Source organism: Paenibacillus sinopodophylli, from assembly GCF_005930355.1.
Lineage (GTDB): Bacteria > Bacillota > Bacilli > Paenibacillales > Paenibacillaceae > Pristimantibacillus > Pristimantibacillus sinopodophylli.
In genome coordinates this window covers 112476-139468 of sequence record NZ_VDBO01000006.1, presented here as the reverse complement: position 1 = coordinate 139468, position 26993 = coordinate 112476, and the positions used below count along the sequence as shown (strand labels likewise).

Here is a 26993-nt window from a genome sequence, read left to right as displayed (position 1 = left end):
TTATATATAAATATCACATTGTTTATATCAATAGAATGGATAGTACATCTAGGTCCGTGTACGTGACCAGCTTTGAATCGGATTGACTGTCGATACATCCCATGCGTCTTCGTTCCCTTTTAAACGAAGGGCTATGCCTTGCTCATGCAGATTCAGCTCAAACAATTGCTCCACATGGAAGATTCCCTTCGGCAGTTCGCTTTCATACATGGCCATTGCGGCAGCGGCGGCAACGCCTGCTGTTATATCTGCCTCCTTCTCTCCTTGCAGGCCAAATTCGACGATTGTATCCATTTCTCCCTGTTTGCCATATCCGGCAATTTTCACAGCGTAACCTTCCGAGCCTATACGGAGCTTTCCGAATGATTGGATAGCCAGCTCTCTTATCCAGCCTATTCGCAATAAGCGCATGAAGCCCAATCTCTGGAGCACCGCAATCGTTTTCGTCACGAATCGCGAGTCAAAACAAAGTCTGGTCGAAATGCTTGGTACACCTAACGTCGTAGGAAGCGTCTGCTGATCAGAGAATGGGAACCGATAAGCGGTTCTATTCCCCCAGCTCCCGCCGAAATCGGCCTTTTTCCCTTCATCAAAGCTGCTGACCTTTCTTAATCTGTGATGCTCGGTTATAGAAAAGGATTGAGTAAGACTGTCTACCGTCCATTCGATTGCAGCCTTTCCATGTGCATCTCCTAGTCCCAGCATAATGCCTATCTCAATGCGCTCTGCTGTATCCAGTGCTTGAACTGCCTTCAAGGACAGCAGGTTTGTAAGTCCTGGCGCAAGACCTACACTAAGCAGAGCAGTCCCTTTTAGAGTCACATCTTGCTTCTTCAATTGTTCCATCGCTTCAAAAAAAAGGCCATTTGCAGAAACATCAATATATGCTATGCCTTCCTTCAAGCAAGCCATTGCAAAATCTGTTGCTGTTTGGTCCAAGCACATAATGACGACCTTAGCTCGTTCAAGCAGCTGCTTCGGAATAGGTTTTCCTACGTCTAGGCGAAGAGGCTTTACTCGTCCTCCGACAGCTCGGCAAAACAGCTCTGCCCGCTCTATATTTCGACCCGCTGCATAGATGTGTCCCGGATATGAGTCCGCTAGCAGCTTGCAAATCTGACCTCCTACATGCCCATAGCCGCCTACGACAATAATATCTGTTTTCATAACAATGCCCTGCCTCTTTTCACTGCGAACATGCCATCAATTAAATAGGTGCCGAAAAAACGGGTTACTTGTTCAAATCCCGCTTCCTCCAGCATCGCTTCAAGATCGGCTGCTGGTATTGGATCTGACTCGGCTCCAAGCGAGCTCACGAACTTCTCCCAATCCGGTAAGGAAATACCGTTATCAAGCATATGGCTCTTCCAAGCCAGCAACTGAATAGAGAACGCTTCTGTCCCCAGCTTGCCATTAATCGCCGCTATAAAGAGTGGCGACCCCGTATCGAGCCGCTCAGCTATGCTTTGCAACAGCTTTAGCTTCTGCTCCCTGCCCTTAACAAAATGCAGCACCAGTAAGCAGGTTGCAGCTGAATATCGTGAAGCTGGGACCAAACGGTCTATCTCTCCATGAACGAGTGCAACCCGATCAAGCAGTCCTGCCTGCTCCGCACGCTCGCGTGCTGCAAGCACCATCGGTGCAGAGGGATCAACGCCCGTAAAGCTCCAATGCTTGTGGTGAGTGCCGAGCGTCGACAACTCCTGACCGCCGCCTGCGCCTACAACAAGAATGTGAGCCGCCTCCTCGCCATTCTGGCTAAGCTGCGCTGTAAGCAAGCGATCCATCATATCGTAAAGCAAATGATAGCCTGGAATTTTCAAAGCAATTGTATGTTCATAATTTCCCGCATGGGCATGATTCCAGTCCATCGATGTGTCAGATTGTTTCATAGTCGTTCTCTCCTATTCGCGTTCCTCTGTTCATCCCCCTCTCCTTTTTGATAAAATGTTAGGATGAGAGGATGAGGATGTACTTCTCATTATTGATGAGATACAAAGTGATCGCTATCCCACAAATGTGGGATTTTGAATAGGGGCCTAAGTCATGACAGATCATATCGAAGCTTTCAAACGCAACTTGGATACACTTGTGCATCATTCGCAGTCAGCGCGGCATTATCGAGAAGCCATTATGCCCTTCATTCGGGAGGCCGTCCCTTTCGCGGCTGCTTGCTGCACCTCCGTTGATCCCATCACGCTTCTGTCGACCGGCTCGTCCACAGATGATGCTATTGAAGCTATCCATCACAGATTGTTTGAGTATGAATATGGACACGGACACGAGGACTTTAACAGCTATGAGCGCTTAATTCATGCCCCCTTGCCAGTTGGAAGCCTATATGCTGCTACAGATGGGCAGCTTCTACTCAGCGGAAGATATCGCGAGGTGCTTGCACCAGCTGGCTTCGGCGATGAGCTGCGTGCTGTTTTCATTCATGACGGAGCATGCTGGGGATATTTAACACTATTCCGACGGATAGGCGATCCGCTTTTTCGTGAAGAGGAGTGTTTATTTATAGCTTCGATTGCGCCACTCTTGGCGAAGTCAATTAAAACCGCAGCCTTAAAGCCTGCTGCATCTAATCGGAGAGCGGAAGAGCAGGACGCAGGGATGCTTATACTCACAGATCACCTCGAGCTGGAAAGCTCCAACGCTGCCTCCAGCCTCTGGCTGAATGAACTGAGGACGATGGAGGGAATTGGATCAAGCATACTGCCCAGACCACTGAGGGCGGTTGGTTCACGCGCATTGGGACAGACTGCTGATAGCAGCAGCGAAGCGAAAGTATGCATCCTAATGCCGGATGGCTCATATCTTGCCATCAAAGCGTTCAAACTAGAAGGAGCCTCTCGCCTTGTTAAGCTTGGCGTTACGATTGAACAAGCTAAGCCAGCAGATGTTCTCCCGCTAATCGCTCAGGCGTATAGCCTATCTGCACGAGAAATTGAAGTAATTGAGCGTATTATCAAAGGCTTTTCCACCAAAGAAATCGCTTTTTCTCTTCATATATCGGCATATACCGTCCAAGATCATCTCAAATCCATTTTCACTAAAATGGGCGTAAACAGCAGGCGCGAGCTGTTATGGGAGCTGGTCGCCAAGCATAGCTGACAGGAATAGGAATGATAATGCAATATGACTTACGGGAATACCAACTGTTGCGCTCTATCATTCGTGCCGATTCGACCATGCAGCTCGATCGCTTCTTGTACCTTCCTCATCATATGCACGTGCATTTCGTTGTAGCGTACATTGAGAGCTCCGAATGCTGCAGCATTCGTATTTGCTAGATCGAAGTCTGTAACATTGTTCGAATAGATCTCTCCTTGCCCTACCCTCTGCCAATATCGATGATAACGAGTAGCTCCGACGACTCGCGTCGAATGCAGCCGTTTCATCTCATTACCAATGCCGAACATCTCGTCACATAATGCTGCTTTGGTAGCTCCAAAAACTGAAAATGTGGCATTAGCCGGCAATGAATCATTGAATGTAGTATAATGATCGGTGCTGCTGCCTACGATGTTCCCTCCAGCAATACCCAGATAAGTAAGCCAGTTTTCCCGTTTAACCGCACATTGCTGCTCATAAATATCTTGCATATAGCTCAGTGCATCAACATTTGTATAATCAGGGAGCTTGCCCAGCTTCTTGAAAATAGTATCAAGAGTTCCTGGCAGCAGCTTCGGCTTGGCACCTTCTGAGTATTCTCGAAATTGATCAGCCAGGCTATTTAATTTATTGGCGATTTGCATCGTCATCTGTGCTTTATTCTTTGCTTCGGTCCATTCCTTGTTCCTTGCTGCTGCGTTCGCTTCGAGACGGGTATCGTTCATCAGCTTCAGATCCCCGCCGTCTTTTATTTTTAGTCTATCAAACTCTTGCTTTACTTGTTTACATAGCGTGAAGTCGGCGGACAGCTCCTCGAATTTCTTTTTACTCGCCGCAGCAGTTGTTACTTTGCCTCGGAGCGACTCAAGCTGTAAGGAGCCGTTAGCAGCTCGTTCTCCTGCTTCAATCCACAGCTTGCCCGCCGCCTTCTCGTTTGCTTCCGTTGCTAACGCATGGATGGAATCCGGAACTTCGATTCCTAGCTCTGAGGCCATTGCGAACAATCCATTCTCACCTGCCGCTTTGCCATGCGCGTCGGTCATCTTCTCGTAGCTTAACTTCCCTTTCTTGTTGTCACTTGCTTCCTTCTGCAACCCTGTTGTGAACGTATGAATTTCATGCTGGAGCACACGTGCTTTATCATATTCAGCCTGTACCTTTGCTACGTTGTCCTTAATGGCTGATTGGACAGGCGCGTCCATTAATGTGTTCTGCTCGACCTGTGCCCTCAATCGATCCTGAATACTGCCACCCTTAGCTCTGCTTACTACTGGCTTCTTCGCCGTTTTCTTATAGTCTTCGATCAACAAATTCATTGCAAGCACCGCAGCATTTTTGGCTTCGGTCAGTTTGCCTAGCTTCTCTGTCATTGAAACCAGTCCAGTCTCGGCCTTTTCTTTAACCATCTCATTGCCTAGAAAGCTTTTGATCGTACCGATATGCGGTTTGGACGCACCTACCCATTGGATGATAAGATCCTCCTGGTTCGATGCAAAGAACATCGACTTGGTCGACTCGCGTGCTTTATTGCTATCGTAGCTGTCGTATACGCCCGGTATAATCGCCCTGCGCTGCAACGGTATGAGTTCAGCTTGATCCGTTTGTATATCCTCAGTCAATTCGCTTGGTTGAGACGATTGCGAACTGCTTTTCAACATCTGCGCTACTGCTTTGTTTCCAATTAACTTCTGCATGCCTATAGCCCTAGCAGAAGACAGACTGTTTCCTTTGGCTCCTAAGCTGTGCTGGTCAAACGTCCCACCGCCTGATGCGGTCCGTGCTGTATTCGCCAATTTTGACCCAGTTTGCCCAGGGAGTGATACCTGCGTCTTTGTATCTGTGTGAGAGAGCATCTGAGTACTCCTTTCATAGCGTCCTTAATCATTCCATATTTAACCATCATGATTCTATGCTATCATAACTTTCATTAAGCACGAATAGGACACCGGAACTATGGAGATAACCGAAGATGTAATATTAAAGCAGTAATTCAACACCTAGCATTGCAAAATAAAAACGGCTGACGCAATCGCGCCAGCCGCTTCTCATTCCAACTATTCGCCTTGCTCTAGTGCGCTTGGCTCCATGAACGCGAACTCCCACAGGTGGTTATCGAGATCCTGGAAGCTCCAGCTGTACATAAACCCATGATCTACAGGATCTCTGTACGGCTTCGCATCCGCTGCCAGCGCCCGGTTCACGATCTCATCTACTTGCTCTCTACAATCTGCCGATAAGGCAACGATTACCTCGGTCGTTTTTGCAGCATCCGCAATATCTTTATCAATAAATGATTTGAAATAGTCTTCAACGAGCAGCATCACAAAAATATTGTCGCCAATAATCATACAGGTTGCGTTCTCATCCGTAAATTGAGGGTTGAATTCAAAACCGATTTTCGTAAAAAATTCCACTGATTTGTTCAAATCTTTAACCGGTAAATTCACAAATATGTTGCTGGACTTTAAAGCCATTTCCTATCACCTCATCGTTAGATTAGCAAACTTTGGTCTGAATCCGAATCCAAATGATTCGTTTTGATTATAACGTTAATTTAACCTTTTTTATAGTCTGTTATTTGTTAAGGATTGCTAGGTTTTGAGATTGCTTGCCGCAGCAAAAACAATGTTCTGATCAGATAACGCTTGTGTACACAGAGCCTATGCTAATGCTTCTCAAAAAAAGCAGGCCTCTTGCTTTCGTAGAATCTCTCCATCTTATCGATCTCCGTAGAAACCTCAAGCAGCCACGCCTCATCTCCTGTCACATTGGCCATATAGCCAAAGTTATATTGCTCCGCAAGACGTTGCGCATACTTGGCATTAAGCTTAAGGCAGGAGCTCATTTCCGATTGTTCCTGTTCATTCAAGCCCCGACTTTGCTGCAGCAGCCACAGTTCTGCAAGCCGCCAATGAATATTCATCATTATGATCATTCCTATCCAGCGAAATGTCCTTCATTTCCATTCTCTCCTTTTTTGCGAAAAATTAGCCCTCTAACTCATTGTTTCATACCTTTGTTATTTGTTTTATAACTTAATAACACAGATAAAGGGGAGTGAAGCTTATGATACAGAAGAAGCTGTATTACGTATCCATTTCGGGAAAACGAGTCGAGCCTGAACCCTCTATTAATGATCAATTAACCGTTGTGGGTACGACTGATGAAATCAACGAGCTAGGGCTGCAGCTCGACCAACTCAGACGCGATGACGAATTGACTCAATTCCGCGCACCGATTCCTTATAAATCAGCCGATCATGATAAAGCTACCGATAAGTTCAACGAAGATCTAATCAAGGTGTATCACACCATTTATGAGCTCGGGACCGATGAAACGAGAACCCATATTCGTCAGATGAACATTTTGTCTAAACTCCAGGACACCGATTATAATTCCCCCGGATATGAGCGGTAAAATTGCCCAAGCAAAAGATGCTCCAAAAAGGCTATAAACGCCTTTTGGAGCATCTTTTCTACGTATGCGTATCAACTTAATGCTGCTACTCGAACAAGCTTACTGCCTTGCTCTTTACTTCCTCAAGCATCGCCTTGCGTGCGGCATCATCGATTTGAGGTACACTGCCGAAGAAAATATGACCTACTGGCTTAATCCCGCAAAATTCATAAATGCCGGTATCGGAAGTAATTTTGAGCCCCTCGTACATACCGGTCTTGCTGTAAATATCAGATGGCGTACCATGCGTATTAATAATAAGTCCCTTTTTGCCTGAAAGCAGCTTATCAATATTCCCGTTTTCCCCATAAGCGTAAGCAAAGCCATAGGAAAATACACGGTCAATATAGCCTTTGATGAGTGCAGGAAGCCCTGTCCACCAGATGGGGTATACCATTGTAAAGGCGTCTGCCCACTTTACATGCTCCTGCTCGGTCTTAATGTCTGTTGGCGTATTCCCTTGACGCATAGCATCGAAATCACTAGCTTTCAGCACGGGATCAAAACGCATGGCGTACAAATCCCTTACAATTACCTCATGCCCTTCGTTTTTGAGGGATCCAATGAACGCTTCGACAATCGCATTATTAAAGCTGTCTGGATTAGGATGGCAATAAATGATCAAATGCTTCATGAGTAGGAGACACCTCCGCAGATATGAGATTCGGTCTGCCTTAGTGTTGCCTGTTTTCATCGCTTTATGTAAGTCCAACCTGCTGCTCGCTCCATATCCAGAATCGCTCGGTCAGCTCGGTGCTATTTGTTTTACTCGAGGTCGGTACCATTTGATTATTGACCCAATAGTGCCCGCTTAGTCCCGCCGCTTCTTCGCTCGAAGCCAGATAGATGGCGGTAGCTGCTCCTTCCAGCGGCGTGCGGAAAAACGGCTTGAGAAGCCGATGGACACTCTTGCCGAAGCCCGTCTTCCGATCCACGCCAAGACTTGTGGCAACCGCTCCAGGGTGCACGCAGTTCACCGTTACGCTTGTGCTTGAAAGCCGCCTAGCCAGCTCCTTTGTGAACAATACATTCGCGAGCTTCGATTGTGCGTAGCCTTTCACAACATTGTAGCCTTTGGACAATGTAGGATCATTAAAGTGGATGCTGCCTGCCTTATGTGCGCCAGACGATAAGTTAATGATTCTCCCCTGCGGTGCACGTTTGATCAGATCAAGCAGTTCGTTCGTCAGCAAAAAATGACCCAAGTGGTTCACGCCAAGCTGTGACTCATGTCCGTCCACTGTCAACTGCCGCTTCAGTGATACGACTCCCGCATTGTTAATAAGCACATCAAGCTGCTGATAAGACTGCTTGAAAGCCGCTGCAAAGCTGCGAATGCTAGCAAATGATCCAAGATCGCAGAGCATAAGATCAATCTTCGTGCTGCCGCTCTGCTTTTTCACTTCCTCCAAAGCTTGCTGACCTCTCTCCCTGCTTCTGCAAATCAGGATGACATGTGCTCCCAGCTTAGCCAGCTCTACTGCCGTCACTAAGCCCATTCCCGAATTTGCACCTGTTACAGCTGCTGTTTTTCCACTTAATGTCCCCAACTCGCCGCCTCCTCGCCTTTGTTAGCTATAGCTTACCATTCTCTAGAAAAGTACGCCTCATAAATGCGATAAATGTGCGTACATGCGGCGACAGCTGCTCCTCTTCGCGGTAGGCAAGGCAAATATGCCTTCGATTCACGTATTGAGGCAAATCCCGCATAACCAGCTCACCCGCTTCAATCTCGCGCTTAACGCTGCGATGAGGCAAAATGCCGATGCCCATATTGCATTTCAATGTTTCCTTTATCGTCTCAATAGCACCGAGTTCCATTACACTCTGCCATTTCAAACCAACTGCGTTTGCCCACTCGTTAGACAAGGTCCGGGAAGTTGATCCCGTCTCGTGAAGCAGAAACGTTTCCTCCCTTAATTCATCCAAATTGACCTGCTGCTGCGTAGCCAAAGGATGTACGGGAGCGAGCAGCAGCTTCAATTCATCAGCGACGAGCGGCTGGATAATAAGCCCTTCCTGCGGCTCATCACTGAGCGATACGATACCAATGTCGATTTCGCAGCTACGCAGCATCGACAGCACTGCACCTGCTTGCTTCACCGTAAGCTGCTGATTCACACCTGGATATAACTGGCGATAAGCAGCCAAGTGCGGAGGCAGAACGTAAGTGGCAGGTGTATAGCTAGCCCCCAGCCGCAATCGGCCCTCTCCCTGCTCTCTTCGCTCCTGCATGGTCAGCCTTGCTTCCTCCACAAGAAATACGATCCGCCGTGCGTACGGCAATAAATCTGCTGCAGCCTCAGTCGGCTGAAGGCTGCGGGATTGCTTGCGAAATAGCTCTACCCCCAGCTCTTCCTCCAGCTTTCTTAGATGAAAGCTGACCGTAGGCTGCTTCAAGCCTAGCTTGTCTGCCGCATCAGCTAATGTTTTCCCGCCGCATACCTCCAAAAACACATGCAGCTGCTGTACATTCATTTCTGCACCTTCTCTGCTATTTTTCAAATAATATAGATCAAATCTATATATAGATCAATATGTATTGATTATATTTAATATTTTCTAGACATGACGTTAACAATCATCTGACAATCGCTTGTTAGAGTTAGGTAGAAAGCAAAACAGACAGTGGAGGGAAATAAAACAATGAAAACGAACAATAAACGATGGCTTGGTACAATGCTGCTGACCGGATTGGTAGCACTGACAGCTGCCTGCGGCAATGCAGGAAGCATGGAAAACAATACCGCAGCGAATGCTGCGAATAATCAAGGAACCGCATCCGCTTCACCTGAGACACAAGCAACAGAGCCAGCAACAGCTGCGGATAAAGGAACACTAACTGTTTACCTGAACGATTTCGATGCAATCATCGCTCCCTTATTCGAGGAAGCCACTGGATACAAAATGGAGGTTGTCGTTGGGAATGGCGCAGAGATTATGTCTCGCGTAGAGGCTGAGAAAGGCAATCCACACTGGGATGTCCTCTGGATTGATGCTATGCCTTCCGTTTACGGGCTTGGCGTAAAAGGACAGCTACTGGATAACTGGACGCCTAATAATGTAGCGAATTTGACCGACTTTGCGAAAGGTTTCTTGCCGGAGAAGCCATGGTATGTGCCAACGGGTGCTCACGCTGCTGGCGTGATTGTATACAACAAAGATAAAGTGAAGGATGAGGATGCTCCAAAAACGTGGGAGGATTTCTCTAATGCGAAATACAAGGATATGATCGGAATGGCTGACCCCGCAATTGCTGCACCAGCTTATCCATTCGTGTCTTGGTTCTTCAAAGAAAAAACGATGGATGGCGCCCAAGCATTCTTCGGATCGCTTATGAATAATGGCATGCGCGTCTACCCGAAAAATCCGAATGTCGTCAAAGCACTTGCCGCTGGTGAGATTTCAATAGCAGCCTTGCAAGAGAGCAATGCCTATAGCATGAAAAATGCTAATGAGCCAATTGAAATCGTTTGGCCTGCCGAGGGGGCTCCCGCTTCCGTACGAGTTGCCGCAATTCAGAAGGATACCGGAAACCCGACTGCAGCCAAAGCTTTTATTGAATTTTTACTTGATCCCAAAACGCAGCAAGCGCTTATCGATAATGGTGACGAAAGCTATTTCCAGCCATCTGTTGATGGTGTAAATGCGAAAGAAGACCGCGCAGCCGACGCGAAGCTCGTTGCAGCCGACGCTTCATGGGCATCCGAGAACGAAGCAGCCATCAAGCAATGGTTTGCTGACCAGTCTGTGAAATAAGCGATGCAAACTTTCATGAAGGATCGACTAGGTTGGTTCGTCAGTATCCTCCTCTTCATCCTTGTCTTATATCCCTTGGCAGCAGTCATCATTCAGGTGCTGCTGCCTGGGGTTTTCTTCGGCAATTGGCAACTTGGGAACCTATCGCTGCTGCTTGAAATTTTCCACCGTCCGCTATGGCAGAAGTCACTTGAGAATTCAGTCTTACTCGGACTTGGCACCACCTTACTTGCAACTTTATTAGGCGGAGTACTTGCTACTGTGCGCACCAATTGGTCGTTTCCAACTGCGAAACTTCTCGATGGCGCAGTCTGGCTGCTCCTTATTACACCTTCGTTTATACTCGCGCAAGGCTGGGTGCTGTTTGCAGCAGGCGGAGGCATTGCGGTAAATACACTTGGCTGGAACTGGGTAACAGGCTTTGTTTTCCAGCCTGCCGGACTCATCTTTATTATGACGCTTAGCAAATTTCCATTTGCATACCTCAGCGTACACGCAGCGCTTGAGTGGAAGGTAGATCAGCTCTCCCATGCCGCACGGCTGTCGGGAGCGTCCGCCTTCACCGTATGGAGAACGATTCAAGCACCGCTCATTATGCCTGCCGTTTGGGCTGGAGCCGCGCTTGTATTCATGGATACGATCGGCGATTTCGGACTGCCGGCATCGATTGCCGCTGTTTATCGTTTCCCGACGCTGCCTTATTCCATTTACTCGGCCATCTACACGTCGCCTATTCGTTTCGACATGGCAGGCGTTCTCTCTTTCTATCTTGTATTGCTAATCGGGCTGGCTATGTTCGTTCAGTTTTATGCGATGCGGCGCTCACGATTCGATTTCTTATCCGCACGCGCTGAACGGTCGGCTCCTAAACAAGCAGGCAAATACCGCCTGCTGCTAACCACTCTGAACCTTATGTTCTTAGCGGTCGTTATCGGCATACCTCTTGGTGCGAATCTACTGATGTCTGTCTTCAAAACGCAATCAGCAGGCTTTGTACTAAGCAATCTCACGCTTGATCATTATACGGATTTGTTCCACAGCTCCAGCGTGCTGCTGAGGGGCTTGTCTCATTCCTTAATGATTGCCGGAAGCGCCGCACTGCTCGGCTTACTGCTCGGTGTATGTGTCGCATATGTACTCACCTATTCGCAATTCAGATTCAAACGTACGATTGAGGTTTTCTCAATTGTGACGCTGGCAGTACCTGGCGTCGTACTCGGTATCGGCTATATATTCGTATGGAACCAAAAGTGGCTGGACTCGATTGGTCTGCTCTTATACGGTACGCCATGGATTCTTGTGCTTGCAGCTGTTGCCGGCGCGATTCCCGTCATTACAAGATTGATGGTCGGTGCCATGGCTAAAGTACCGAACAGCCTGCTGACTGCCGCGCAACTGCAAGGCGACTCGTTCACAAGCCGGATCCGTTTTATTCTCGTTCCGCTAGTCCGCGGCGCTTTGCTATCCGCTGGCCTCGCCGCATTTGGCTCCAGCGTATTCGATCTAGCGGTCAACTCTATACTGTTCCCGCCGAACTTCCTTACGCTGCCGGTTACGATCAATAAAGCGTTCGAGGATTTGGATTTCGGTTATGCCTCGGCTGCTACTGTACTTGGTTCAGCAGTCGTCATTACCATCATATTGGCGATTGAGCTTCTGCTCCGCCGCAAGGAGGCAAAGATATGACATCAACAGCACTTCAAGCTGCTCAGAAGCAACAGGGCTCACCCGCTTATCTGTCAATGCAGACCATTCAAGCATCGGCTCCTGCTACACTGCTTAGCGCCAATCAATTAACGAAGAGTTACGGCTCATTTCAAGCCCTCAAGGGCATTTCCTTCGACATGCGGGAGGGAGAAATTATTAGCGTACTTGGTCCCTCTGGCTGCGGCAAATCTACTCTTCTCCAATTGGTTGCAGGCTTATCGAAGCCTGACAGCGGTCAACTGCTCCTATCAGGTGAGGTGATCGCCTCAACCTCGGTTATGATGCAGCCGGAGAAGCGCGGCGTCAATATGGTTTTCCAAGATTATGCGCTTTGGCCCCATATGAATGTGTATGACAATATTGCTTACGGCTTGAATAGAAGCAAAATGGCCAAGGCAGACATCATGCAGCGCGTTCAAGAGCTGCTCGCAATGCTCCGCCTCGAAGGACTGGAGCGCAGGCTTCCGCCTCAGCTATCGGGCGGTCAGCAGCAGCGTGTCTCCATCGCCAGAGCCATTGCAACGAGGCCGCGTCTCATGCTGCTTGACGAGCCGCTCTCCAACCTCGACATGCGTCTTCGCGTAGAAATGCGTACGGAGATGGCCTATCTGTTCCGAAGTCTTGGGATGAGCGTCTTCCATGTTACACATGATCCTGAGGAAGCCTTCGCAATGGCTGATCGGCTGCTCATCCTTCGAGATGGACAAATCGATCAAATCGGAACACCCCAAGAGTGCTTCTCGCGGCCAGCAAGCCGCTGGGCTGCATCCTTGCTAGGTGCCATTAACGGACTTAGGGGAGCTATTGTAAATGACCAGTATGGCTGTGCCGTACGTATAGGTTCTTCGCTTATTTACGGCTTGCAGGCAGCGGCAATGCCCCGCTTGGGAGACGATGATAACAGCGTAGTTATGTTCCGCCCAGAGGATGCTTTGATACTGTCACGCAGCAGCACAACTGCTCAATCGAACGATAACAGCCCGCCTGATGCAGCGGAGCAAGCGCGTAATACACTTACCCTCAAGGTGAGCCACTGCACATTCGAAGGCAATCGATGGCGTACCGTTGCACAAACGGACTGCGGACAGAAGCTATATCTCGTGCATGAAACCCCACTAGAATCAGGGGAACAGGTGAGTGTTAGGCTATCGCATCAATCTGCTTTTATCTATCCGAATGAAGAAGAAAGGTAGTCGATCCAATTGCCATTGCCCATCATCTCAGAATCGAGACTCCTCGCTATTGCGGATATTCACGGCTATCACGAAGAGCTTCTGCTGTTGCTGCAGAAGGCATCCTATAACCCGCTCAAGGATCAACTGATTCTACTCGGCGATTATATTGATGCCGATGAACCAGCCACTTGGCGTTCATTGAGCATAATCAAGCAGCTTGCCTCTGAAGGTGCGAAGGCGCTTCTAGGTAACCAAGAGCTCAAGCTTCTAGCAGCAGAACGGAGAGATAAGCGGCTGAGCCTGCCCCATCAACAGTGGCTTCAATCCTTGCCCTTTTATCATCTGGATCGTACGTATTTGTTCGTACATGCCGGTATTCGGCCTGGTATCCCGCTTGCGAAGCAAAGCCATAAGGATCTGACCGAGATTCGGGACGGGTTTATCTATGAGAAACTAACGCTTCAAGATGAGTGCCAGCCGTATGTTATTATTTTTGGGCATACACCTACGTTCAAGCTGAAAGTTCAGCCAGGAGAACTGTGGCATGGAGATCGCCGTATAGCTATCGATACGGGAGCCAAGCACGGCTACCGCCTAACGCTTCTAGATCTCACTAGCAAGCTAAGCTACTCCTGCTCAACCGCATCTACGAGCCGAGGCGGACATATGCGTATAACAAGCCTGCCTCCACATATTTAAGCAAATAACAGGGATAACCACGCTCCAATGGAGCAAACGTTATCCCTGTTCGCTGTTGTGCATATGCTTGGTATGAGGAGAATTAACTCCTGACTCATTAGCAAACTTATACTCCTATACTTACTCAGTCAGCAGCCTATTCACGAATATCAAGCCGCCCAAACCTTGTGGGTCATCGCTGCATACTATGCAATAGCCCAACTAAGGAGTGATTATACATGTCGTTTTTGCCTCCTCCCGGCCCTCCGGGACCGCTTGGACCATTCGGCCAACTGCTCGGTCCCCTCGGTCCGATGGGACCACAAGGTCCTGGAGGTCCTGGAGGTCCTGGAGGTCCTGGAGGTCCTGGACCCCAAGGACCGCAAGGTCAGATGCCAACTGCTCCACCACCTAGCTTTACGCCGCAGCAGCCTACCGCCTCACTGTTCGCCGTTGACCCAGGCGCGATTTCGGGGTGCTTATTCCGGAATACGTATGTATGGCTCAGGAATGGCCAAGGCTTTTGGTTTTTCCCTGTATTCGTAGGTCGGAATTCAGTTGCAGGATTTCGCTGGTTCGGCAGATCCTGGATGTATATGGGAATCGATTTGAGACAGATTACGACTTTTACCTGCTGATAAGCATAATTCAACTATGCAAAAAGGCTTCCTTCTCCGAATTTGAGAAAGAAGCCTCTTTGCAATTCAATTCATTAAGCGCTCGCTTCGCGAAGCTTGTATGCCCATAAAGACAATCACAACATGCTCATGATACCTCCTTTATCTAGCATCAAGAACAGAATGCTGCTGCTCCCCTTTCGGCACGATAAGCCTCACGCTTGTCCCTTTACCTGGCTCAGAAGCAATGTCTAATTTTCCGCCGATGCTTCGGGCACGCTCCTCCATACTAAACAATCCAACACCTTGTCTTGACTGTTCGATCTTAAAGCCTTGCCCTCTGTCTACGATCCGAATCTCGACCTCATCGGGACGCTCCTCGATCGCGACCTCCGCTTCTGCAGCATCCGCATACTTGGCAATGTTCGTCAGCGCCTCTTGTATTACGCGGTATATAGCTGTTTCCTTCATGATTCCAATCCGGCTCTTCAGGTTGCAATGAAGCAGGATACGAATCCCAAAATGCTGTGAGTAGTTATCCGTATACGTTCTTATTGCGGGAACTACCCCCAGGTCATCTAGCACGGAAGGACGAAGCTCCCAAGCAAGACCGCGAATGTCCTCCATCATCCCAGAAATATCCGTTCGCAGCGCCGTCAGCTCAGGAAGATCGTCATGATCACTGATCAAACGGTCAAGCCGAATGAGCAAAGAAAACAAACCTTGCCCAATCCCATCATGCAGCTCTCGCGAAATACGTTTACGCTCATCCTCTTGGATCTCGATGACCTTTACCATCATTTCCTTCAGTTCTTGTTCGGCCTGCTTTCTTTGCGTCTCCTCACTTCGTATCGCTAAATATTGATAGGGCTTCCCCTCGCTATCAAGGAACGGGACGATGGTTGTGTTAACCCAATAAATACTGCCATCCTTCGCACGGTTTTTAATTTCTCCACGCCAAACCTCGCCTGCGCTTATTAATTGCCATAGCTCCCTAAAAAATTCACGTCCATGATAACCTGAATTAATGATACGGTGATCCTTGCCCAGCAGCTCATCGCGACTATATTTGGATATTTCACAAAACTTATCATTCACATATTCAATCTTTCCTTTGTGGTCGGTAATTGCTACGATTGACGATTCATCTAGAGCAAACTTTACGTCTGCAAGCTGTTTGAGCGATTGGTTAACCTGTGCAAGCATCGACTTGTCATCAATCTCGTTCTCCAATACAGACAGCAAATAATCGACATCAGAGCCGATAATTTGCTGATAGTGCTTGCCATTATGCTTCGTCAAAATGCAGCAGCCCCTTCTTCAGCGCGAACTTAATCAGCTCCGGTCTCGTTTTCAGACCAAGCTTTTCCATCAAATGGCTTTTGTGCGTTTCGACTGTCTTAACGCTTATAATTAAGCTCTCCGCTATTTCTTTATTCGAATAACCTTTCGCAATCCATCCAAGTACTTCCTTCTCGCGTTCAGAGAGCGTATCATAAGGCCCTTTGTCTGCTACGCCTTGGTTCAGCTTCACTAAATATTCGCTCATCAGCCGTTTTGTAGCCGTTGGGTACAGGTAGGCATTCCCTTGAGCAACGGACTGAATCGCAGAGAGCAGCTCATCATGCGGCGCATTTTTCAGAATATAGCCAGAAGCTCCAATATGAATTGCCCGGAATAAATATTCATCATCATCATGCATCGTCAAAATAAGTACAGCCGTTTCTGGCAGAAGCTGCTTTAGTTCCGTTGTTGCCGTCATGCCATCCTTGCCATGCGGCATACTAAGATCCATTAATACAACATCCGGAAGAACCTGCTTTGCCAGCTCAATCGCTTCGTCGCCCTCCGATGCTTCTCCGACTACTTCAATGCCGTGCTTCCCGTGCAGCAGCATGGCCAGGCCTGATCTGACCATCGCATGATCATCACAAATCAACAGCTTTATCATCTATGTAATCCCCTCCACTTGGCTTCCATGTCATGTCACTTTTACTATTATACTGTATATTACTGTATCCATCGTCCCTAATAAACAAAAAAAGCGCCCTTATTCCAGCAAGGACGCCAGTTCTTTCACAGCAAACGCTGCTTGTTCAAGCTCAAATGCATGATAGCTGCAATCCGAACGCCGCCCTAGAAGCAGCACGCCCCCAACCCTGTTAGATATCGCAATGGGTACACTCACAGCAATTCTAAGCTGTTCAATTAACAATATGGGTTCTCCCAGCTTGAAGCGCTCCCCTTCCGACATCGCCGTATTTGCGGTCGCTTGCCTGCCTGAACGTATGGCTTTGCCGGATAATCCAGCTGTTGTCTTCTGCTCTACAAGCATCGTCCTCTCGCTGGTCCGGCCAACAGAACTTGACCAGCGCAGCTTGCGGCCACTCGAATCAATCATGCCTAGTATGGCGAAATCACTGTTTGTCTCATGCTGAAGCCGCTCGATGCAGGCAGCAATATTTTTTTGAACCGTGTCCATCGGCACGCCTCCTTCAAAAACAATATAGAGCATTCCTTTAGTTTCATTATAAAACGGTATCTCTACTTTGTATGTCAGGGAATTCCCTGAATTATGATAGGCGAACCTTGACATGCAGGCGTAAACGGCTGGAGCCGTCGTTTCGGCGTATTATACAGTGAAAGGTTGAATATACTCATATACGTATCGAAACGTGAAAAAAGGAGCCCTTTGACAGGCTCCTTCTTCGACGGTGTTTGATCGTATGAGTCTCTTTGCATCTAACACTTCACGTAATTAAGAATACTTGGGCACCGCTTTTTCACAATCCTGTTTTAAGGGATTGCTTATGGCGTGTGTGTTCAGATTGTCTCTGCGACACAATCCCCTCGCTTTCAAAAAAGCTTAGTGATTAAATAAGTTCCTCCTGCAGCCCTAGCACCAAAAGGTCCAACGGAACCACACCTCTCTTCACACCGTCAACACTATCTTGCACCATTTTCATTAAGCTTATACATGAGCCGTCCATTTTTTTTCAAACATTACGAATGGAACATATAATTCATCTCAACAGCAAAAAAAACGATGACGAAGCCGATGACAAGCATCATTTTGACTGTTGTCGCCTTGTTCCGCTTCGGTATGTCGTGTTGCTCCGCCTTGCTTGTCCACGTCCGATTCTCTTTGCTTGCCGTGCTCGCTGTGCTTCCGCAGGTACAGGCTAATGGAGTATGGAAGGAATAGCCTTGCATCGTTACATTATATTTGCCTTTGGAGACTGTATGCTTCCTGCCGCATGCAGTGCAGCCAACCTCAATAAAATGTCTATAATCATGAATGAATTTCATGCGCTGTTATCCCCCAAGATGATCGATTAATAGACGAAAGTTATGCTTTCCTATAGTTTAAGAAACGAACAAAAAAATCTTCCGGGAAGCACGCACTGTGGCTGTGCTTTCCGGAAGATGGCGTTCATAAAGGCCAATTAACACTCGCCAGCAGCAGCCGGCTTACCTGCATCGCTTGCTGTGCGGAACGAAGATCCGCAGCCGCATGTTGCGCTGGCATTCGGATTCTCGATGGTGAAACCCCCACCCATCGCTGATTCCTTGAAATCAATAACCAGTCCGTTCAAATATTTGATGCTATCCTCATCTACAACAACTTTGAGACCTTCCATGTCGAGTGCTTTGTCGCCGTCATGCTCCTCATCGTCAAAGCCCATTCCATAGGAGAAGCCGCTGCAGCCGCCTTCCTTCACGCCAATACGCAGGAACATCTCAGGCCCGCCTTCTTCTGCTAGCATTTCTTTTATTTTATCAGATGCTGTGTCGCTGATCGTGATCATGCTACATCCCTCCGTTATCCATCTCAATTATGTCTATTGCAACTCACTTACTTATTTACAGTATAACGGAATGTTAATACGGTATCAATCGGCAAGTTCCAGGCCACTACTCATTTTTATTGTGAATAGATCCAGTATGAGGATGTTATTCAAATATAACGAATTTTAAATTCAAATCTTTAAGGTATTTAATAATGCCGGGCAATGCTTTGACGGTTTTCTGTTTCTCATGCAGCACATAGATACCGCCCGAGGGATCTACTTCTTGAAAATATCGGATGATTGCATCAGAGCTTTCTGCTTTCCAATCCTCAGGATCTCGGTTCCACATAAGTATCTTCATTTTTTGTTTCTGCAAATCTTCAACCAAAGTATTTGATAACAGACCATAAGGAGGGCGAAATAGCGTATTCGTTTGTTTCGTAAGCTTTTCTATTGCTGTTGTAGCAAAAGATATATTTTCTAATTTCGACTCACGATCAAGCTGTTCCAGATTGCTGTGATCCCAAGAGTGATTGCCTACCGCCATCTTCTGCTGACTCGCATAAGCTACTGCATCCGGATATTTTCGCGTATTCTTCCCTATAAACAAAAAGGTTGCGGCTACTTTATGCTCCTTGAGAATATCAACGATCACTTCCGTATAAGCCGATGGACCATCATCGAAAGTTAATGCAACATACCCCTTAGGCAGAGTATAAACTGCTTCATCCCCTGAAAGATCAAACCATTCATAATGCTGCTCTTCTTCTTTCACCTCTGCCTGCACTGTAGCGAGGGAATTCGAATGTGAATATTCCTCTTCATTCGTCAAATAAACAACTGAGTGAGCCTGAGACTTATCATCATATTCTGACTGTTCAGTCATCTCATAAAGCGAGCTTGCTGCGTTGACACTCAGCCTAAGCGGATCATCTTCCTCATTGAACAGCTTGTCACTTGTGCTGATCACCGCAATAATAATGAACAAACTGAATGCGACCCATCGAACAGCGCTTAGTCCTCTTTGCTGTCCTATATGTAGCTTGCTCATATTTTGAAGCTTATGTAGTGAACTTTTCATTGCTGGTACTAGATCTACATCATCCGTTGCTTCGTCACAGCTATCCTCCTTCAAACGCTGCAACGCACCCATATATTTTGTAGTACAAGCAAAATATAAGGAGGAGCGCAGCTCCCCTTCTTTACAGGATATGTGACTGTAATGGATCTTTCTATACGGATCCCACTTTGTATATAAAGACATTCTAATCCTGCCTTGACCAAGCGTAAGTGGATAAACAGCAAGCATTTCATTATATGTATATTCATCTATTTCAACGACGCAATCAGTACGGCCAGATTCTCGAAATATGCTTACCGCCATCTGATAGTCGCCTGCAATCTGTTGAAGCGACAGTAGCTCGATCATTTGGACTGGATTGCTTTCCATAGTTGTCTTCAGATCTCCTTTAGCGGCCGCAGGTGAAGAAGCAAGCTCAATGCTCTTCCGCGCCTTCATTCCGCTTTGATTGATTCTGACCTAATGGCAAAGACATTCGGCTGGTGAAATCACTGATCATGTTCGCTAAATATGCTTTTTCTTCACGCATCGTTTCGTATTTTTGCTTCAGGTGGGTGTTTTCCACTTCCAGCCTGCCGATTTTTTCTTCCAGCTCATTAATTTTAATATTTTTATCAGCATTAGCCTCATTATGCTTTTGGAGTAAACCACTATATTTCTGGCGTTCCAAATCTATCACATTTTTGAGTTCATCTGTTTCGCTGGACATCGCGGCCTGCAGTTCCCTGAAATCTTCCATAACTTGATCAACCTTCAAATTTTTATCAACCAGTTTATTTTCTAGCTCGAGAATGTTTTTTTCACGCTCTTCGATTACTTTATTCAAATTTCTCGCATCTCGGTTTAGCCGCTCTACATGACTATTGGAATGATTTAGTCGATCTTGAAGTTCATTGATGTTCAGCTCGGAATGCTGCCTGGATTGAATGATTTGCTCTACCGCAAACACCAAATCAAGTGATTTCTTATCCATATTGGCTTTGCTTGCCGAGCTCATAATGGAGGTAAACTCTTCTGAATCTCCAGTCTGCTGATCCATGTCTAAATCCTTTACATCCAAAGTTGAAGCTGAGCTTAGTCCTCGGTGTTTATCTGCCAAGTCTTTCTTTTTGAAAAAAGGAGCAACCATTTCCAACACCTCTTCCATATACATGTCAAATTTTGTCGAACTCTGTTAAACCTATTATAGAATAATTGCTAATTGCATAATCGAGACTTTGTATCTATATTTAACGCTAAATCAAAAGTCCTATTTTCGAACAAAAGTATTAGGGATAGTACCATTTATCTATAAATAATTAAGTTTTGATTAAATTTCAAATGATTAGCTGCATTCCCTTTAAATTTGTACATCATGGATATTGCCCCTGCTACGTATGAGGTTTATAATAGTTACAGCTTCTTTAATCGGAAAAAGAAAGTACTTTTTTTCACAAACTTATAGAAAATGAGGTGGCGAGACCATGAACGTCGTTATACCGACACAGGATACAAAAATGCAGCAAATTATCGAAAAGGTACGTCATGGACAGCGTCTATCGTTAGAGGATGGCGTTTATTTATATGAATCCGATGACTTGCTTACAATCGGGCAACTGGCCAATGAAGTTGCGATTCGCAAAAACGGTAAAAAGGTTTATTTTATTGAAAATATGAGCCTTTACTTTACGAACGTCTGTGAAGCGCACTGCGCATTCTGCAACTTCCGCAAAGATGAAGGCGACGAGGGGGCGTATACGCTAAGCGGCCCTCAAATGATTGAATATGTCGAGAAGCATTTCCACCCAGGCGTGCGTGAATTTCATATTGTCGGCGGTCACAATACCAATGTTCCGTTTCAATATTACGTCGATTCCTTGAAAGCATTGAAAGAACGTTTTCCAGAGGTCACACTCAAAGCATACACAGCAGCAGAAATCGACTTTTTTTCTCGTATTAGCGGCCTTTCCTACCGCGAAGTACTTCAGGAGCTAATGAAAGCCGGCCTTCAATCACTTACAGGCGGCGGCGCTGAAATTCTATCCGATCATTACCGCAAAAAAATGCGCGTCGACAAAGCTGACGTCACACAATATTTGGATGTGCATCGCACAGCACATGGGCTTGGCTTGCGCACGCATACGACTATGCTTTACGGCTCTATTGAGACCAAAGAAGACCGCATTCGCCATCTTATGCATATCCGCGAGCTTCAGGATGAGACGAACGGCTTCCTCGTATTCATTCCGCTATCGATGCAGCCGATCAATCCGCGAGCTGGTATTCGCCGCCGGAACTCAGCGTTCGAGGATTTAAAAACGATTGCGATCAGTCGTTTGATGCTGGATAACTTCCAGCATATTAAAGCTTATTTCATCAACATTGGCGTACAGCTGACCCAAGTTGCTCTAACAATGGGCGCATCAGATGCTCACGGTACAATCGTGAAGGAAAAAATCAGCCATGCAGCTGGAGCATTGACACCAGAGGGCATTACGCGCGAGGATCTAATCTGGTTAATCAAAGGTGCTGGACGTATTCCTGTGGAACGCGATACGTTCTACAATGAAATTAAAGTTTATGAATGAGTAATCGGCAACACGGTAGCACAAAATAGATTATCATCACGAGGCGTGGAGTTGGAAATCATATGAGAAAACTTATTATTTTGGGTGGCGGCTACGGAGGTCTGGCTATTGCTAACGAGCTGCTCGAGAAGCAGCTTCCCCTAGACGTATCCATTGTATTAATTGACCGGATGCCATTCCAAGGACTAAAAACAGAGTATTATGCGCTTGCAGCTGGAACCGTATCGGATCTTGAGCTCCGCGTAAAATTTCCTGTTGATCCTAGAATTTCACTGGCATACGGCGAAGTTACCGATGTCGATATGGAGGCAAAATTGGTCCATATCGAGGGGCAGGAATCGTTGGTTTATGAATGGCTTGTTATTGGTTTAGGCTGTACAGATAAGTTCCATGGAATCGAAGGCGCTGAATTGTATTCTACTAGCATTCAAACGTTCTCTGCCGCTAGACAAACCTATGCGCAACTGAATGATGTGAAGCCTTATGGACAAGTTTCAATTGTCGGCGGGGGTCTGAGTGGGGTTGAGGTCGCTGCTGAGCTTCGTGAAAGCCGTCCTGACCTTAATATTCGTATACTCGATCGCGGACCTAAAGTGCTCTCTGCATTTCCTAGCAGGCTGCAATCATTTGTCGCGGAATGGTTCGAAGAACATAACGTAGAGATGCGCGGCAATGTTGGCCTTACACGAGTTGAAGGCGGCATTCTGCATGATGGCCATTCAACAAGTCCGATCTATACGGATGTGACCGTATGGACGGCAGGCATCCAGCCGGTACCGCTCGTGCAGCGGATAAATTTGCCAAAGGATAATCAAGGCAGACTTATTATTAATGAATTCCATCAGTTGCCGGATTATAATGATGTATATATTGTCGGCGATTGTGCAGCGCTCCCGCTCTCTCCGAGCGGTCAAGCAGCCGGCGCACAGGGCAAGCAGATTGCCGAGGTGCTTCAGGCTATCTGGCACGACAAAACGCCGCGGCTTGGAAAACTTAAACTTAAAGGCGTTCTTGGGTCGCTTGGCAAAAAGAGCGGCTTCGGCTTAATGGGCGGAACGCCTATCATGGGCCGCGTGCCGCGTCTCGTTAAGAGCGGCGTGCTCTGGCGCTCTAAGCGCCATCTAGGCTAGATGGCTACATGTCATCCAGCAGCTTGTCCAGCGCTTCTTTATCAGCAAGCTGCTGGTCTATTGCTTTCAATATATTCTGATGAAGCTCATCTGTCGTTTCCGCAGATATGATGGCTCCGTCCACTAACGCGAATGGGTTTGCATAACATTCGCCGCAGTTGCCTAGACAGCCGTATTCGGTAACCTCATAGTCATCATTTTCTTCAAATATATTCATTATGCGGTCGGTGCCATGATGCATATTACTGGCACAAAACTCGATCATTGGTTTAAACACCAGGCTTCACCTAACTTTACTTAGTTACTATCCATTTTCAATTGCTTCACTTTGTACTATAATAGGGGAGAAAGGAGATGATTGCAATGAGTGAACAAGTACAAGATACGATGTATGACGAAGTGCTCGACGTACTCGATAAGCTTCGTCCGTTTTTGCAGCGCGACGGCGGCGACGTTGAGTTGGTTGATGTCGAAGGCGGCATCATCAAGCTTCGCCTAATGGGAGCATGCGGCAGTTGCCCGAGCTCGACGATCACGCTTAAAGCAGGTATCGAGCGCGCCCTTCTTGAAGAAGTTGAAGGTGTAATCGAAGTCGTTCAAGTATTCTAAAAATATAAGAACGCATCTTTATCGCCTTTACATGGCAAATGCTGAAGAGTCTTATCGGTGGAACGGAGTCCTACTCCTTTCCTAGCCGACAAGACTCTTTTTTTGCACACTTTTAGAGCATACCCTTAATATTGGCAACGATTGGATCAAAACCTCCGGTTACATCTATCACATTTCCTGTCAAGAAATTAGATTGCTTGTCGCAGAGGAATAGTACAACTCGTGCAACATCCTCTCCTGCACCAGGTCGGCCAACAGGTGATTCATTATCGTATTCCTCTTCCACTTCTGCAATCGATCTTTCTTTGTTCACGCCGCGAATATCACCAGGCCCAATCAGATTAACGGTTATACCATTCGGAGCTTCCTCCACCGCCAATGATTTCGTGAACGATACCAGCCCAGTTTTGGCAGCAGCATAAACCGCACGGTGAGGCCATGCTCTCGCCTCTCCAGCATGACCGAAGCCAAAGTGAACAACCCTTCCCCATTTACGCTCACGCATACCTGGCAGCAACCGATGATCCAGCAGCATGACCCCTAGCAGGTTTCCATGCAGCAGCCTCACAATCGTTGCCTCGTCATATTCGCTGAAGAGACGACGTTTGCGAACGAAAGGACCTGCATTATTGACGAGAATATCAATGCCGCCTGCCCAGCTCTCAGCAGCTGTAGCAAGCTTCTCCGTTCCCTCAATTGTAGCGACATCCGCTTGAACGATAATGGCCTTAACGCCAAGCTGCTCGATCTGTGACTTCACCTGCTGTGCTTCGAGTTCGCTCTCGTAGTAATTAATGACAACATTGCAGCCTTTTTCAGCCAGTTGGATCGCCGTTCGCTTCCCTAGGCCTTTCGCGCTCCCTGTAACTAATGCTGTTTTGCCTACCAGTCCCACGAGTTTCCCCCCTTAGGGATTATGTGCTGCTCTTCCGCATCATGCCGCAAGCATATTGGAACGTTAGCAGCAACGATTCCATTGCTAGATATAAGCCCTGCGTCAAATCTGCGGACTGCTCAGCCACGTTCTCCAATTTGATTTCTTCACCGTACATTCGATTGCTTTGAATCAAATCATCCTGCATTTCCGAGTTCATATAATGGATTTCGGTATTCCTGCGCTTGCGCAGCCTTGTCATCGACTCCTTGTACTTCTCTTTAACATCATTCAACTTCCACGTTAGTTCAGGATGAGCTTTCTTCTCCCGCATGTTGCGCAGAACGGTGAAATAAGAGAAATGTGCCTTTATTCGCTCCGTTCTCATACCAAGCAGCTCATTAAGCAGCGTACCAAGCTTATCTAGCAAAGAGAATACACGGATAAATGCATTTTTATCGAAATAGATATAACGATTATAATAGATTCTTTCCTCATCTGTCATTTTCTTCAAGGATGAAGCTTTTACTTTATGCTGGAACTGCAGTGCGGCATAGTGGCTTTGCTCCAGCTCATCCAAGGATGAACGCAACCCTAGCGTCCAAATCTCATATTTCCTTAACTGCTGGGCATCTGCAGTACCAGCTATAATTTTGGACGAAAGGATAGCCACGAACTGATCTATACGGCGAAACGTTTCCGCCAGTGTGCCATCTGCTTCCCTCATTGGTTCATCAAACATGAAACGCAGCATCAATAAACAGTCCCTTCCATATAAAATCACCTTCTATCTATCCTAACCATCAAGCTTTGATGCCCTATATAGCAGGCAAACCTGCAACGGAAAGATTCGCGTTTGCAGGCTTGCTGGCGGAATTCCACGCATTAGTAAATGATACCTACCTTAAGCATGTCCCATATTTAGTATTCTCTCTCTAATATCGTGAATAGCAGCTGCTCATTCACAAGCACGTTCATCCTCATTCATTAGTGTCATCTTTCACGAAAGCGCCATGACCGGACCAATATATCCATCAGCAATCCGAACAAACCGGTAACGATCAAATTATGCAGCATGTTCGTGAACAAAAACCAATCCGAATTCGTAATCGTGACCGTCAATAGCGCACCGCTGAATATTTGGGTGATGACAAGCCCGAGTGTCCATCCAGCATGCTTGGTTAAACCTGCCCCGCCTTCACTGACCCTGCGAATATGAAGATATAAACCGGCTAAACTGATTGCAAGAATTAAAGCAGCCACGCGATGGATGAATACAGCACCTGTAGCTCCATTAATCTCTGGTACGATTTCACCGTTGCAGAGCGGCCAGCCAAGGCATCCGCCGCCTGAATCAGTGTGCCTTATGAAGGCACCCAAATAAATAACAACGTAGCTGTAAATAGCTGTAGCTAGCACACGAGGAAATATCGAGCGCGGCACTGTAAACACTTTGGCAGGTCCCTCTTTGACACGAAATGTCCAGATCACAAGCAGCAGCGTAGCTGCAAATGCAATTAATGAGATACCAAAGTGAATCGCCATAATAGGTGGGGATTGAGGCCACATAACGGCTGCTGCACCCATCAGAGCTTGAATAATCGTAAATAATAGGGCTCCGCCGGCATAAAACAACGGTTCTCTGTAGCCAGCCCTGTCTTTTCTGAATTTAAGTATGATGGCGATGACAGTAGCAAGCACTAGTAGTCCTTCAAAGCCTGTAATTAGCCGATGCGAATATTCGATTAGGGACTCAATTGTATAAGCGGGAACAAACTTTCCATGACACAAAGGCCAATCATCACCGCAGCCTCGCCCTGAATCCGTATTCGTGACAAGCGCACCGCCGAGCAGTACAAGTAGCATTCCGATGCACGCAGCTATAGCCAACGCGCGAAAACGCCCGGTTACCATAATAAAATCACCTTATTTCTTGTATTAATAACAGTTCAATTATAGCCATAAAAAAATGCAAAAGCCATGTTGAAAATGTGACACTTACGCGTAGAATCACAATTAAAAAAGGAAAGCCCGCGTTTCGGGGAACTCTGAATCCCGAAACGCGGACTTGCGATTACTTTTGTGCGAGCACATCGCTTACTTGAATGGCACGATCAACAAACTCTTCAATTTCCTCGCGTGTCTTGCGCAGCTTGCTTACGAATCGGACTAACTCTTGACTTCCGCGGAAGGCGATAAAGCTTGGGATACCTAGAATGTTAAGCTCTGAGCATAGTTCAGGAAGATCATCTCGATCCAGCTCAATGAAGCTCACTTTTCCTTCGTATTGACGCTCCAAGTCTGGCATGAAAGGATCAATAAAATGACAATCTGAACACCAGGTCGTTTTGAATACGGCAATCGTAAGCCCTTCGCTTGCTACCGCTTCTCTGAAAGCCGCGTCTGTCGTTAATTTCTTCATGCTGCACCCCTAA

Annotated in this window: 30 protein-coding genes; 10 read left to right on the top strand and 20 right to left on the bottom strand. The window is 46.9% G+C overall.

From position 1 onward, the window contains the following. Positions 1-48: 48 nt before the first annotated feature. Both FGT79_RS20915 and FGT79_RS20910 read right to left on the bottom strand, forming a co-directional pair. Positions 49-1167 (bottom strand): saccharopine dehydrogenase family protein, encoded by a 1119-nt coding sequence (locus FGT79_RS20915; protein ID WP_138754773.1) that lies wholly within the window; start codon positions 1165-1167, stop codon positions 49-51. Then, positions 1164-1892 (bottom strand): class I SAM-dependent methyltransferase, encoded by a 729-nt coding sequence (locus FGT79_RS20910; RefSeq protein WP_138754772.1) that lies wholly within the window; start codon positions 1890-1892, stop codon positions 1164-1166. Before FGT79_RS20910 ends, FGT79_RS20915 begins: the two co-directional genes overlap by 4 nt. A 154-nt stretch (positions 1893-2046) precedes the next feature. Between FGT79_RS20910 and FGT79_RS20905 the strand changes: the two genes are divergently transcribed. Next, the gene (locus FGT79_RS20905) at positions 2047-3114 is read left to right on the top strand and encodes a helix-turn-helix transcriptional regulator (RefSeq protein ID WP_138754771.1); all 1068 of its coding nucleotides are present in this window, start codon (positions 2047-2049) and stop codon (positions 3112-3114) included. 29 nt (positions 3115-3143) lie between these two features. Here the strand turns inward: FGT79_RS20905 and FGT79_RS20900 are convergent, their stop codons facing one another. The 3 genes from FGT79_RS20900 to FGT79_RS20890 all read right to left on the bottom strand — a co-directional run bounded on the left by FGT79_RS20900 (position 3144) and on the right by FGT79_RS20890 (position 6040). Continuing rightward, positions 3144-4967 carry a hypothetical protein gene (locus FGT79_RS20900; protein ID WP_138754770.1) on the bottom strand — a complete coding sequence of 608 codons (1824 nt, stop codon included), beginning with the start codon at positions 4965-4967 and terminating at the stop codon, positions 3144-3146. Positions 4968-5168: 201 nt separating this feature from the next. Then, positions 5169-5588: a VOC family protein gene (locus tag FGT79_RS20895; protein ID WP_138754769.1), complete on the bottom strand. Its 420-nt coding sequence runs from the start codon at positions 5586-5588 to the stop codon at positions 5169-5171. A 191-nt stretch (positions 5589-5779) separates the two neighbouring features. Continuing rightward, entirely contained in the window at positions 5780-6040 is a 261-nt protein-coding gene (locus FGT79_RS20890; protein ID WP_138754768.1) for a DUF7667 family protein, read from the bottom strand. Positions 6041-6180: 140 nt separating this feature from the next. Between FGT79_RS20890 and FGT79_RS20885 the strand changes: the two genes are divergently transcribed. After that, a complete protein-coding gene (locus FGT79_RS20885; RefSeq protein ID WP_138754767.1) occupies positions 6181-6531 on the top strand; it encodes a hypothetical protein in 351 nt (116 codons plus the stop codon). A gap of 85 nt (positions 6532-6616) precedes the next feature. Here FGT79_RS20885 and FGT79_RS20880 read toward each other — a convergent pair whose 3' ends face one another. The 3 genes from FGT79_RS20880 to FGT79_RS20870 all read right to left on the bottom strand — a co-directional run bounded on the left by FGT79_RS20880 (position 6617) and on the right by FGT79_RS20870 (position 9048). Then, positions 6617-7204 (bottom strand): NAD(P)H-dependent oxidoreductase, encoded by a 588-nt coding sequence (locus FGT79_RS20880; RefSeq protein ID WP_138754766.1) that lies wholly within the window; start codon positions 7202-7204, stop codon positions 6617-6619. Between the two features lie 64 nt (positions 7205-7268). Then, positions 7269-8069, bottom strand: coding sequence for an SDR family oxidoreductase (locus FGT79_RS20875; RefSeq protein WP_246096538.1), 801 nt, complete (start codon positions 8067-8069; stop codon positions 7269-7271). A 76-nt stretch (positions 8070-8145) separates the two neighbouring features. Continuing rightward, the gene (locus FGT79_RS20870; RefSeq protein WP_138754764.1) at positions 8146-9048 is read right to left on the bottom strand and encodes a LysR family transcriptional regulator; all 903 of its coding nucleotides are present in this window, start codon (positions 9046-9048) and stop codon (positions 8146-8148) included. A 168-nt stretch (positions 9049-9216) separates the two neighbouring features. Between FGT79_RS20870 and FGT79_RS20865 the strand changes: the two genes are divergently transcribed. The 5 genes from FGT79_RS20865 (at position 9217) to FGT79_RS20845 (ending at position 14527) form a co-directional block, all read left to right on the top strand. Continuing rightward, positions 9217-10329, top strand: coding sequence for an extracellular solute-binding protein (locus tag FGT79_RS20865; protein WP_138754763.1), 1113 nt, complete (start codon positions 9217-9219; stop codon positions 10327-10329). A 15-nt stretch (positions 10330-10344) separates the two neighbouring features. Then, positions 10345-12015, top strand: coding sequence for an ABC transporter permease (locus tag FGT79_RS20860; protein ID WP_246096529.1), 1671 nt, complete (start codon positions 10345-10347; stop codon positions 12013-12015). Continuing rightward, on the top strand, positions 12012-13229 hold the full coding sequence (locus FGT79_RS20855) for an ABC transporter ATP-binding protein (protein ID WP_246096528.1): 1218 nt from the start codon (positions 12012-12014) through the stop codon (positions 13227-13229). The genes FGT79_RS20860 and FGT79_RS20855 overlap by 4 nt, the downstream gene beginning before the upstream one ends. Before the next feature lie 9 nt (positions 13230-13238). Then, a complete protein-coding gene (locus tag FGT79_RS20850; RefSeq protein WP_171056353.1) occupies positions 13239-13910 on the top strand; it encodes a metallophosphoesterase in 672 nt (223 codons plus the stop codon). Positions 13911-14128: 218 nt separating this feature from the next. Continuing rightward, entirely contained in the window at positions 14129-14527 is a 399-nt protein-coding gene (locus FGT79_RS20845; RefSeq protein ID WP_171056352.1) for a collagen-like protein, read from the top strand. A gap of 141 nt (positions 14528-14668) precedes the next feature. Here FGT79_RS20845 and FGT79_RS20840 read toward each other — a convergent pair whose 3' ends face one another. The 7 genes from FGT79_RS20840 to FGT79_RS20810 all read right to left on the bottom strand — a co-directional run bounded on the left by FGT79_RS20840 (position 14669) and on the right by FGT79_RS20810 (position 20507). Further along, entirely contained in the window at positions 14669-15808 is a 1140-nt protein-coding gene (locus FGT79_RS20840) for a PAS domain-containing sensor histidine kinase (RefSeq protein ID WP_425465033.1), read from the bottom strand. Next, a complete protein-coding gene (locus tag FGT79_RS20835) occupies positions 15795-16457 on the bottom strand; it encodes a response regulator transcription factor (protein WP_138754760.1) in 663 nt (220 codons plus the stop codon). The genes FGT79_RS20840 and FGT79_RS20835 overlap by 14 nt, the downstream gene beginning before the upstream one ends. Before the next feature lie 99 nt (positions 16458-16556). Further along, the gene (locus FGT79_RS20830; protein ID WP_171056351.1) at positions 16557-16988 is read right to left on the bottom strand and encodes a GAF domain-containing protein; all 432 of its coding nucleotides are present in this window, start codon (positions 16986-16988) and stop codon (positions 16557-16559) included. 521 nt (positions 16989-17509) lie between these two features. Continuing rightward, complete coding sequence (locus FGT79_RS20825; protein WP_138754758.1) at positions 17510-17815, bottom strand: hypothetical protein; 306 nt, start codon at positions 17813-17815, stop codon at positions 17510-17512. 137 nt (positions 17816-17952) lie between these two features. Continuing rightward, entirely contained in the window at positions 17953-18315 is a 363-nt protein-coding gene (locus FGT79_RS20820) for a HesB/IscA family protein (RefSeq protein ID WP_138754757.1), read from the bottom strand. Positions 18316-18460: 145 nt separating this feature from the next. Continuing rightward, complete coding sequence (locus tag FGT79_RS20815) at positions 18461-19747, bottom strand: polysaccharide deacetylase family protein (RefSeq protein WP_171056350.1); 1287 nt, start codon at positions 19745-19747, stop codon at positions 18461-18463. Between the two features lie 46 nt (positions 19748-19793). Next, entirely contained in the window at positions 19794-20507 is a 714-nt protein-coding gene (locus FGT79_RS20810) for a hypothetical protein (protein WP_138754755.1), read from the bottom strand. Between the two features lie 334 nt (positions 20508-20841). On the opposite strand from FGT79_RS20810, the gene mqnE reads away from it, so the two are divergent. Both mqnE and FGT79_RS20800 read left to right on the top strand, forming a co-directional pair. Next, positions 20842-21945, top strand: coding sequence for an aminofutalosine synthase MqnE (gene mqnE, locus FGT79_RS20805; protein WP_138754754.1), 1104 nt, complete (start codon positions 20842-20844; stop codon positions 21943-21945). A 62-nt stretch (positions 21946-22007) separates the two neighbouring features. Beyond that, positions 22008-23075 carry an NAD(P)/FAD-dependent oxidoreductase gene (locus FGT79_RS20800; RefSeq protein ID WP_138754753.1) on the top strand — a complete coding sequence of 356 codons (1068 nt, stop codon included), beginning with the start codon at positions 22008-22010 and terminating at the stop codon, positions 23073-23075. Positions 23076-23079: 4 nt separating this feature from the next. Here the strand turns inward: FGT79_RS20800 and FGT79_RS20795 are convergent, their stop codons facing one another. Further along, on the bottom strand, positions 23080-23340 hold the full coding sequence (locus FGT79_RS20795) for a YuzB family protein (protein ID WP_138754872.1): 261 nt from the start codon (positions 23338-23340) through the stop codon (positions 23080-23082). Positions 23341-23438: 98 nt separating this feature from the next. Between FGT79_RS20795 and FGT79_RS20790 the strand changes: the two genes are divergently transcribed. Further along, complete coding sequence (locus FGT79_RS20790) at positions 23439-23684, top strand: NifU family protein (protein WP_054026871.1); 246 nt, start codon at positions 23439-23441, stop codon at positions 23682-23684. A 112-nt stretch (positions 23685-23796) separates the two neighbouring features. On the opposite strand, the gene FGT79_RS20785 is transcribed toward FGT79_RS20790, so the two are convergent. From FGT79_RS20785 to FGT79_RS20770, 4 genes are all read right to left on the bottom strand, one after another. Beyond that, the gene (locus FGT79_RS20785; RefSeq protein ID WP_138754871.1) at positions 23797-24573 is read right to left on the bottom strand and encodes an SDR family oxidoreductase; all 777 of its coding nucleotides are present in this window, start codon (positions 24571-24573) and stop codon (positions 23797-23799) included. 25 nt (positions 24574-24598) lie between these two features. Then, a complete protein-coding gene (locus tag FGT79_RS20780) occupies positions 24599-25312 on the bottom strand; it encodes a Cthe_2314 family HEPN domain-containing protein (RefSeq protein ID WP_138754870.1) in 714 nt (237 codons plus the stop codon). Positions 25313-25551: 239 nt separating this feature from the next. Then, a complete protein-coding gene (locus tag FGT79_RS20775; RefSeq protein WP_138754752.1) occupies positions 25552-26472 on the bottom strand; it encodes a COX15/CtaA family protein in 921 nt (306 codons plus the stop codon). A gap of 160 nt (positions 26473-26632) precedes the next feature. Next, positions 26633-26980: a thioredoxin family protein gene (locus FGT79_RS20770; protein ID WP_138754751.1), complete on the bottom strand. Its 348-nt coding sequence runs from the start codon at positions 26978-26980 to the stop codon at positions 26633-26635. Between the last annotated feature and the right edge of the window lie 13 nt (positions 26981-26993).

Excerpts from the sequence above, each read along its gene's own strand:
- FGT79_RS20915 (WP_138754773.1), bottom strand. The coding sequence starts at position 1,167 with ATGAAAACAGATATTATTGTCGTAGGCGGCTATGGGCATGTAGGAGGT.
- FGT79_RS20910 (WP_138754772.1), bottom strand. The coding sequence starts at position 1,892 with ATGAAACAATCTGACACATCGATGGACTGGAATCATGCCCATGCGGGA.
- FGT79_RS20905 (WP_138754771.1), top strand. The coding sequence starts at position 2,047 with ATGACAGATCATATCGAAGCTTTCAAACGCAACTTGGATACACTTGTG.
- FGT79_RS20900 (WP_138754770.1), bottom strand. The coding sequence starts at position 4,967 with ATGCTCTCTCACACAGATACAAAGACGCAGGTATCACTCCCTGGGCAA.
- FGT79_RS20895 (WP_138754769.1), bottom strand. The coding sequence starts at position 5,588 with ATGGCTTTAAAGTCCAGCAACATATTTGTGAATTTACCGGTTAAAGAT.
- FGT79_RS20890 (WP_138754768.1), bottom strand. The coding sequence starts at position 6,040 with ATGATGAATATTCATTGGCGGCTTGCAGAACTGTGGCTGCTGCAGCAA.
- FGT79_RS20885 (WP_138754767.1), top strand. The coding sequence starts at position 6,181 with ATGATACAGAAGAAGCTGTATTACGTATCCATTTCGGGAAAACGAGTC.
- FGT79_RS20880 (WP_138754766.1), bottom strand. The coding sequence starts at position 7,204 with ATGAAGCATTTGATCATTTATTGCCATCCTAATCCAGACAGCTTTAAT.
- FGT79_RS20875 (WP_246096538.1), bottom strand. The coding sequence starts at position 8,069 with ATGGGCTTAGTGACGGCAGTAGAGCTGGCTAAGCTGGGAGCACATGTC.
- FGT79_RS20870 (WP_138754764.1), bottom strand. The coding sequence starts at position 9,048 with ATGAATGTACAGCAGCTGCATGTGTTTTTGGAGGTATGCGGCGGGAAA.
- FGT79_RS20865 (WP_138754763.1), top strand. The coding sequence starts at position 9,217 with ATGAAAACGAACAATAAACGATGGCTTGGTACAATGCTGCTGACCGGA.
- FGT79_RS20860 (WP_246096529.1), top strand. The coding sequence starts at position 10,345 with ATGAAGGATCGACTAGGTTGGTTCGTCAGTATCCTCCTCTTCATCCTT.
- FGT79_RS20855 (WP_246096528.1), top strand. The coding sequence starts at position 12,012 with ATGACATCAACAGCACTTCAAGCTGCTCAGAAGCAACAGGGCTCACCC.
- FGT79_RS20845 (WP_171056352.1), top strand. The coding sequence starts at position 14,129 with ATGTCGTTTTTGCCTCCTCCCGGCCCTCCGGGACCGCTTGGACCATTC.
- FGT79_RS20835 (WP_138754760.1), bottom strand. The coding sequence starts at position 16,457 with ATGATAAAGCTGTTGATTTGTGATGATCATGCGATGGTCAGATCAGGC.
- FGT79_RS20830 (WP_171056351.1), bottom strand. The coding sequence starts at position 16,988 with ATGGACACGGTTCAAAAAAATATTGCTGCCTGCATCGAGCGGCTTCAG.
- FGT79_RS20825 (WP_138754758.1), bottom strand. The coding sequence starts at position 17,815 with ATGAAATTCATTCATGATTATAGACATTTTATTGAGGTTGGCTGCACT.
- FGT79_RS20820 (WP_138754757.1), bottom strand. The coding sequence starts at position 18,315 with ATGATCACGATCAGCGACACAGCATCTGATAAAATAAAAGAAATGCTA.
- FGT79_RS20815 (WP_171056350.1), bottom strand. The coding sequence starts at position 19,747 with ATGGAAAGCAATCCAGTCCAAATGATCGAGCTACTGTCGCTTCAACAG.
- FGT79_RS20810 (WP_138754755.1), bottom strand. The coding sequence starts at position 20,507 with ATGGTTGCTCCTTTTTTCAAAAAGAAAGACTTGGCAGATAAACACCGA.
- mqnE (WP_138754754.1), top strand. The coding sequence starts at position 20,842 with ATGAACGTCGTTATACCGACACAGGATACAAAAATGCAGCAAATTATC.
- FGT79_RS20800 (WP_138754753.1), top strand. The coding sequence starts at position 22,008 with ATGAGAAAACTTATTATTTTGGGTGGCGGCTACGGAGGTCTGGCTATT.
- FGT79_RS20795 (WP_138754872.1), bottom strand. The coding sequence starts at position 23,340 with ATGATCGAGTTTTGTGCCAGTAATATGCATCATGGCACCGACCGCATA.
- FGT79_RS20790 (WP_054026871.1), top strand. The coding sequence starts at position 23,439 with ATGAGTGAACAAGTACAAGATACGATGTATGACGAAGTGCTCGACGTA.
- FGT79_RS20780 (WP_138754870.1), bottom strand. The coding sequence starts at position 25,312 with ATGCTGCGTTTCATGTTTGATGAACCAATGAGGGAAGCAGATGGCACA.
- FGT79_RS20775 (WP_138754752.1), bottom strand. The coding sequence starts at position 26,472 with ATGGTAACCGGGCGTTTTCGCGCGTTGGCTATAGCTGCGTGCATCGGA.
- FGT79_RS20770 (WP_138754751.1), bottom strand. The coding sequence starts at position 26,980 with ATGAAGAAATTAACGACAGACGCGGCTTTCAGAGAAGCGGTAGCAAGC.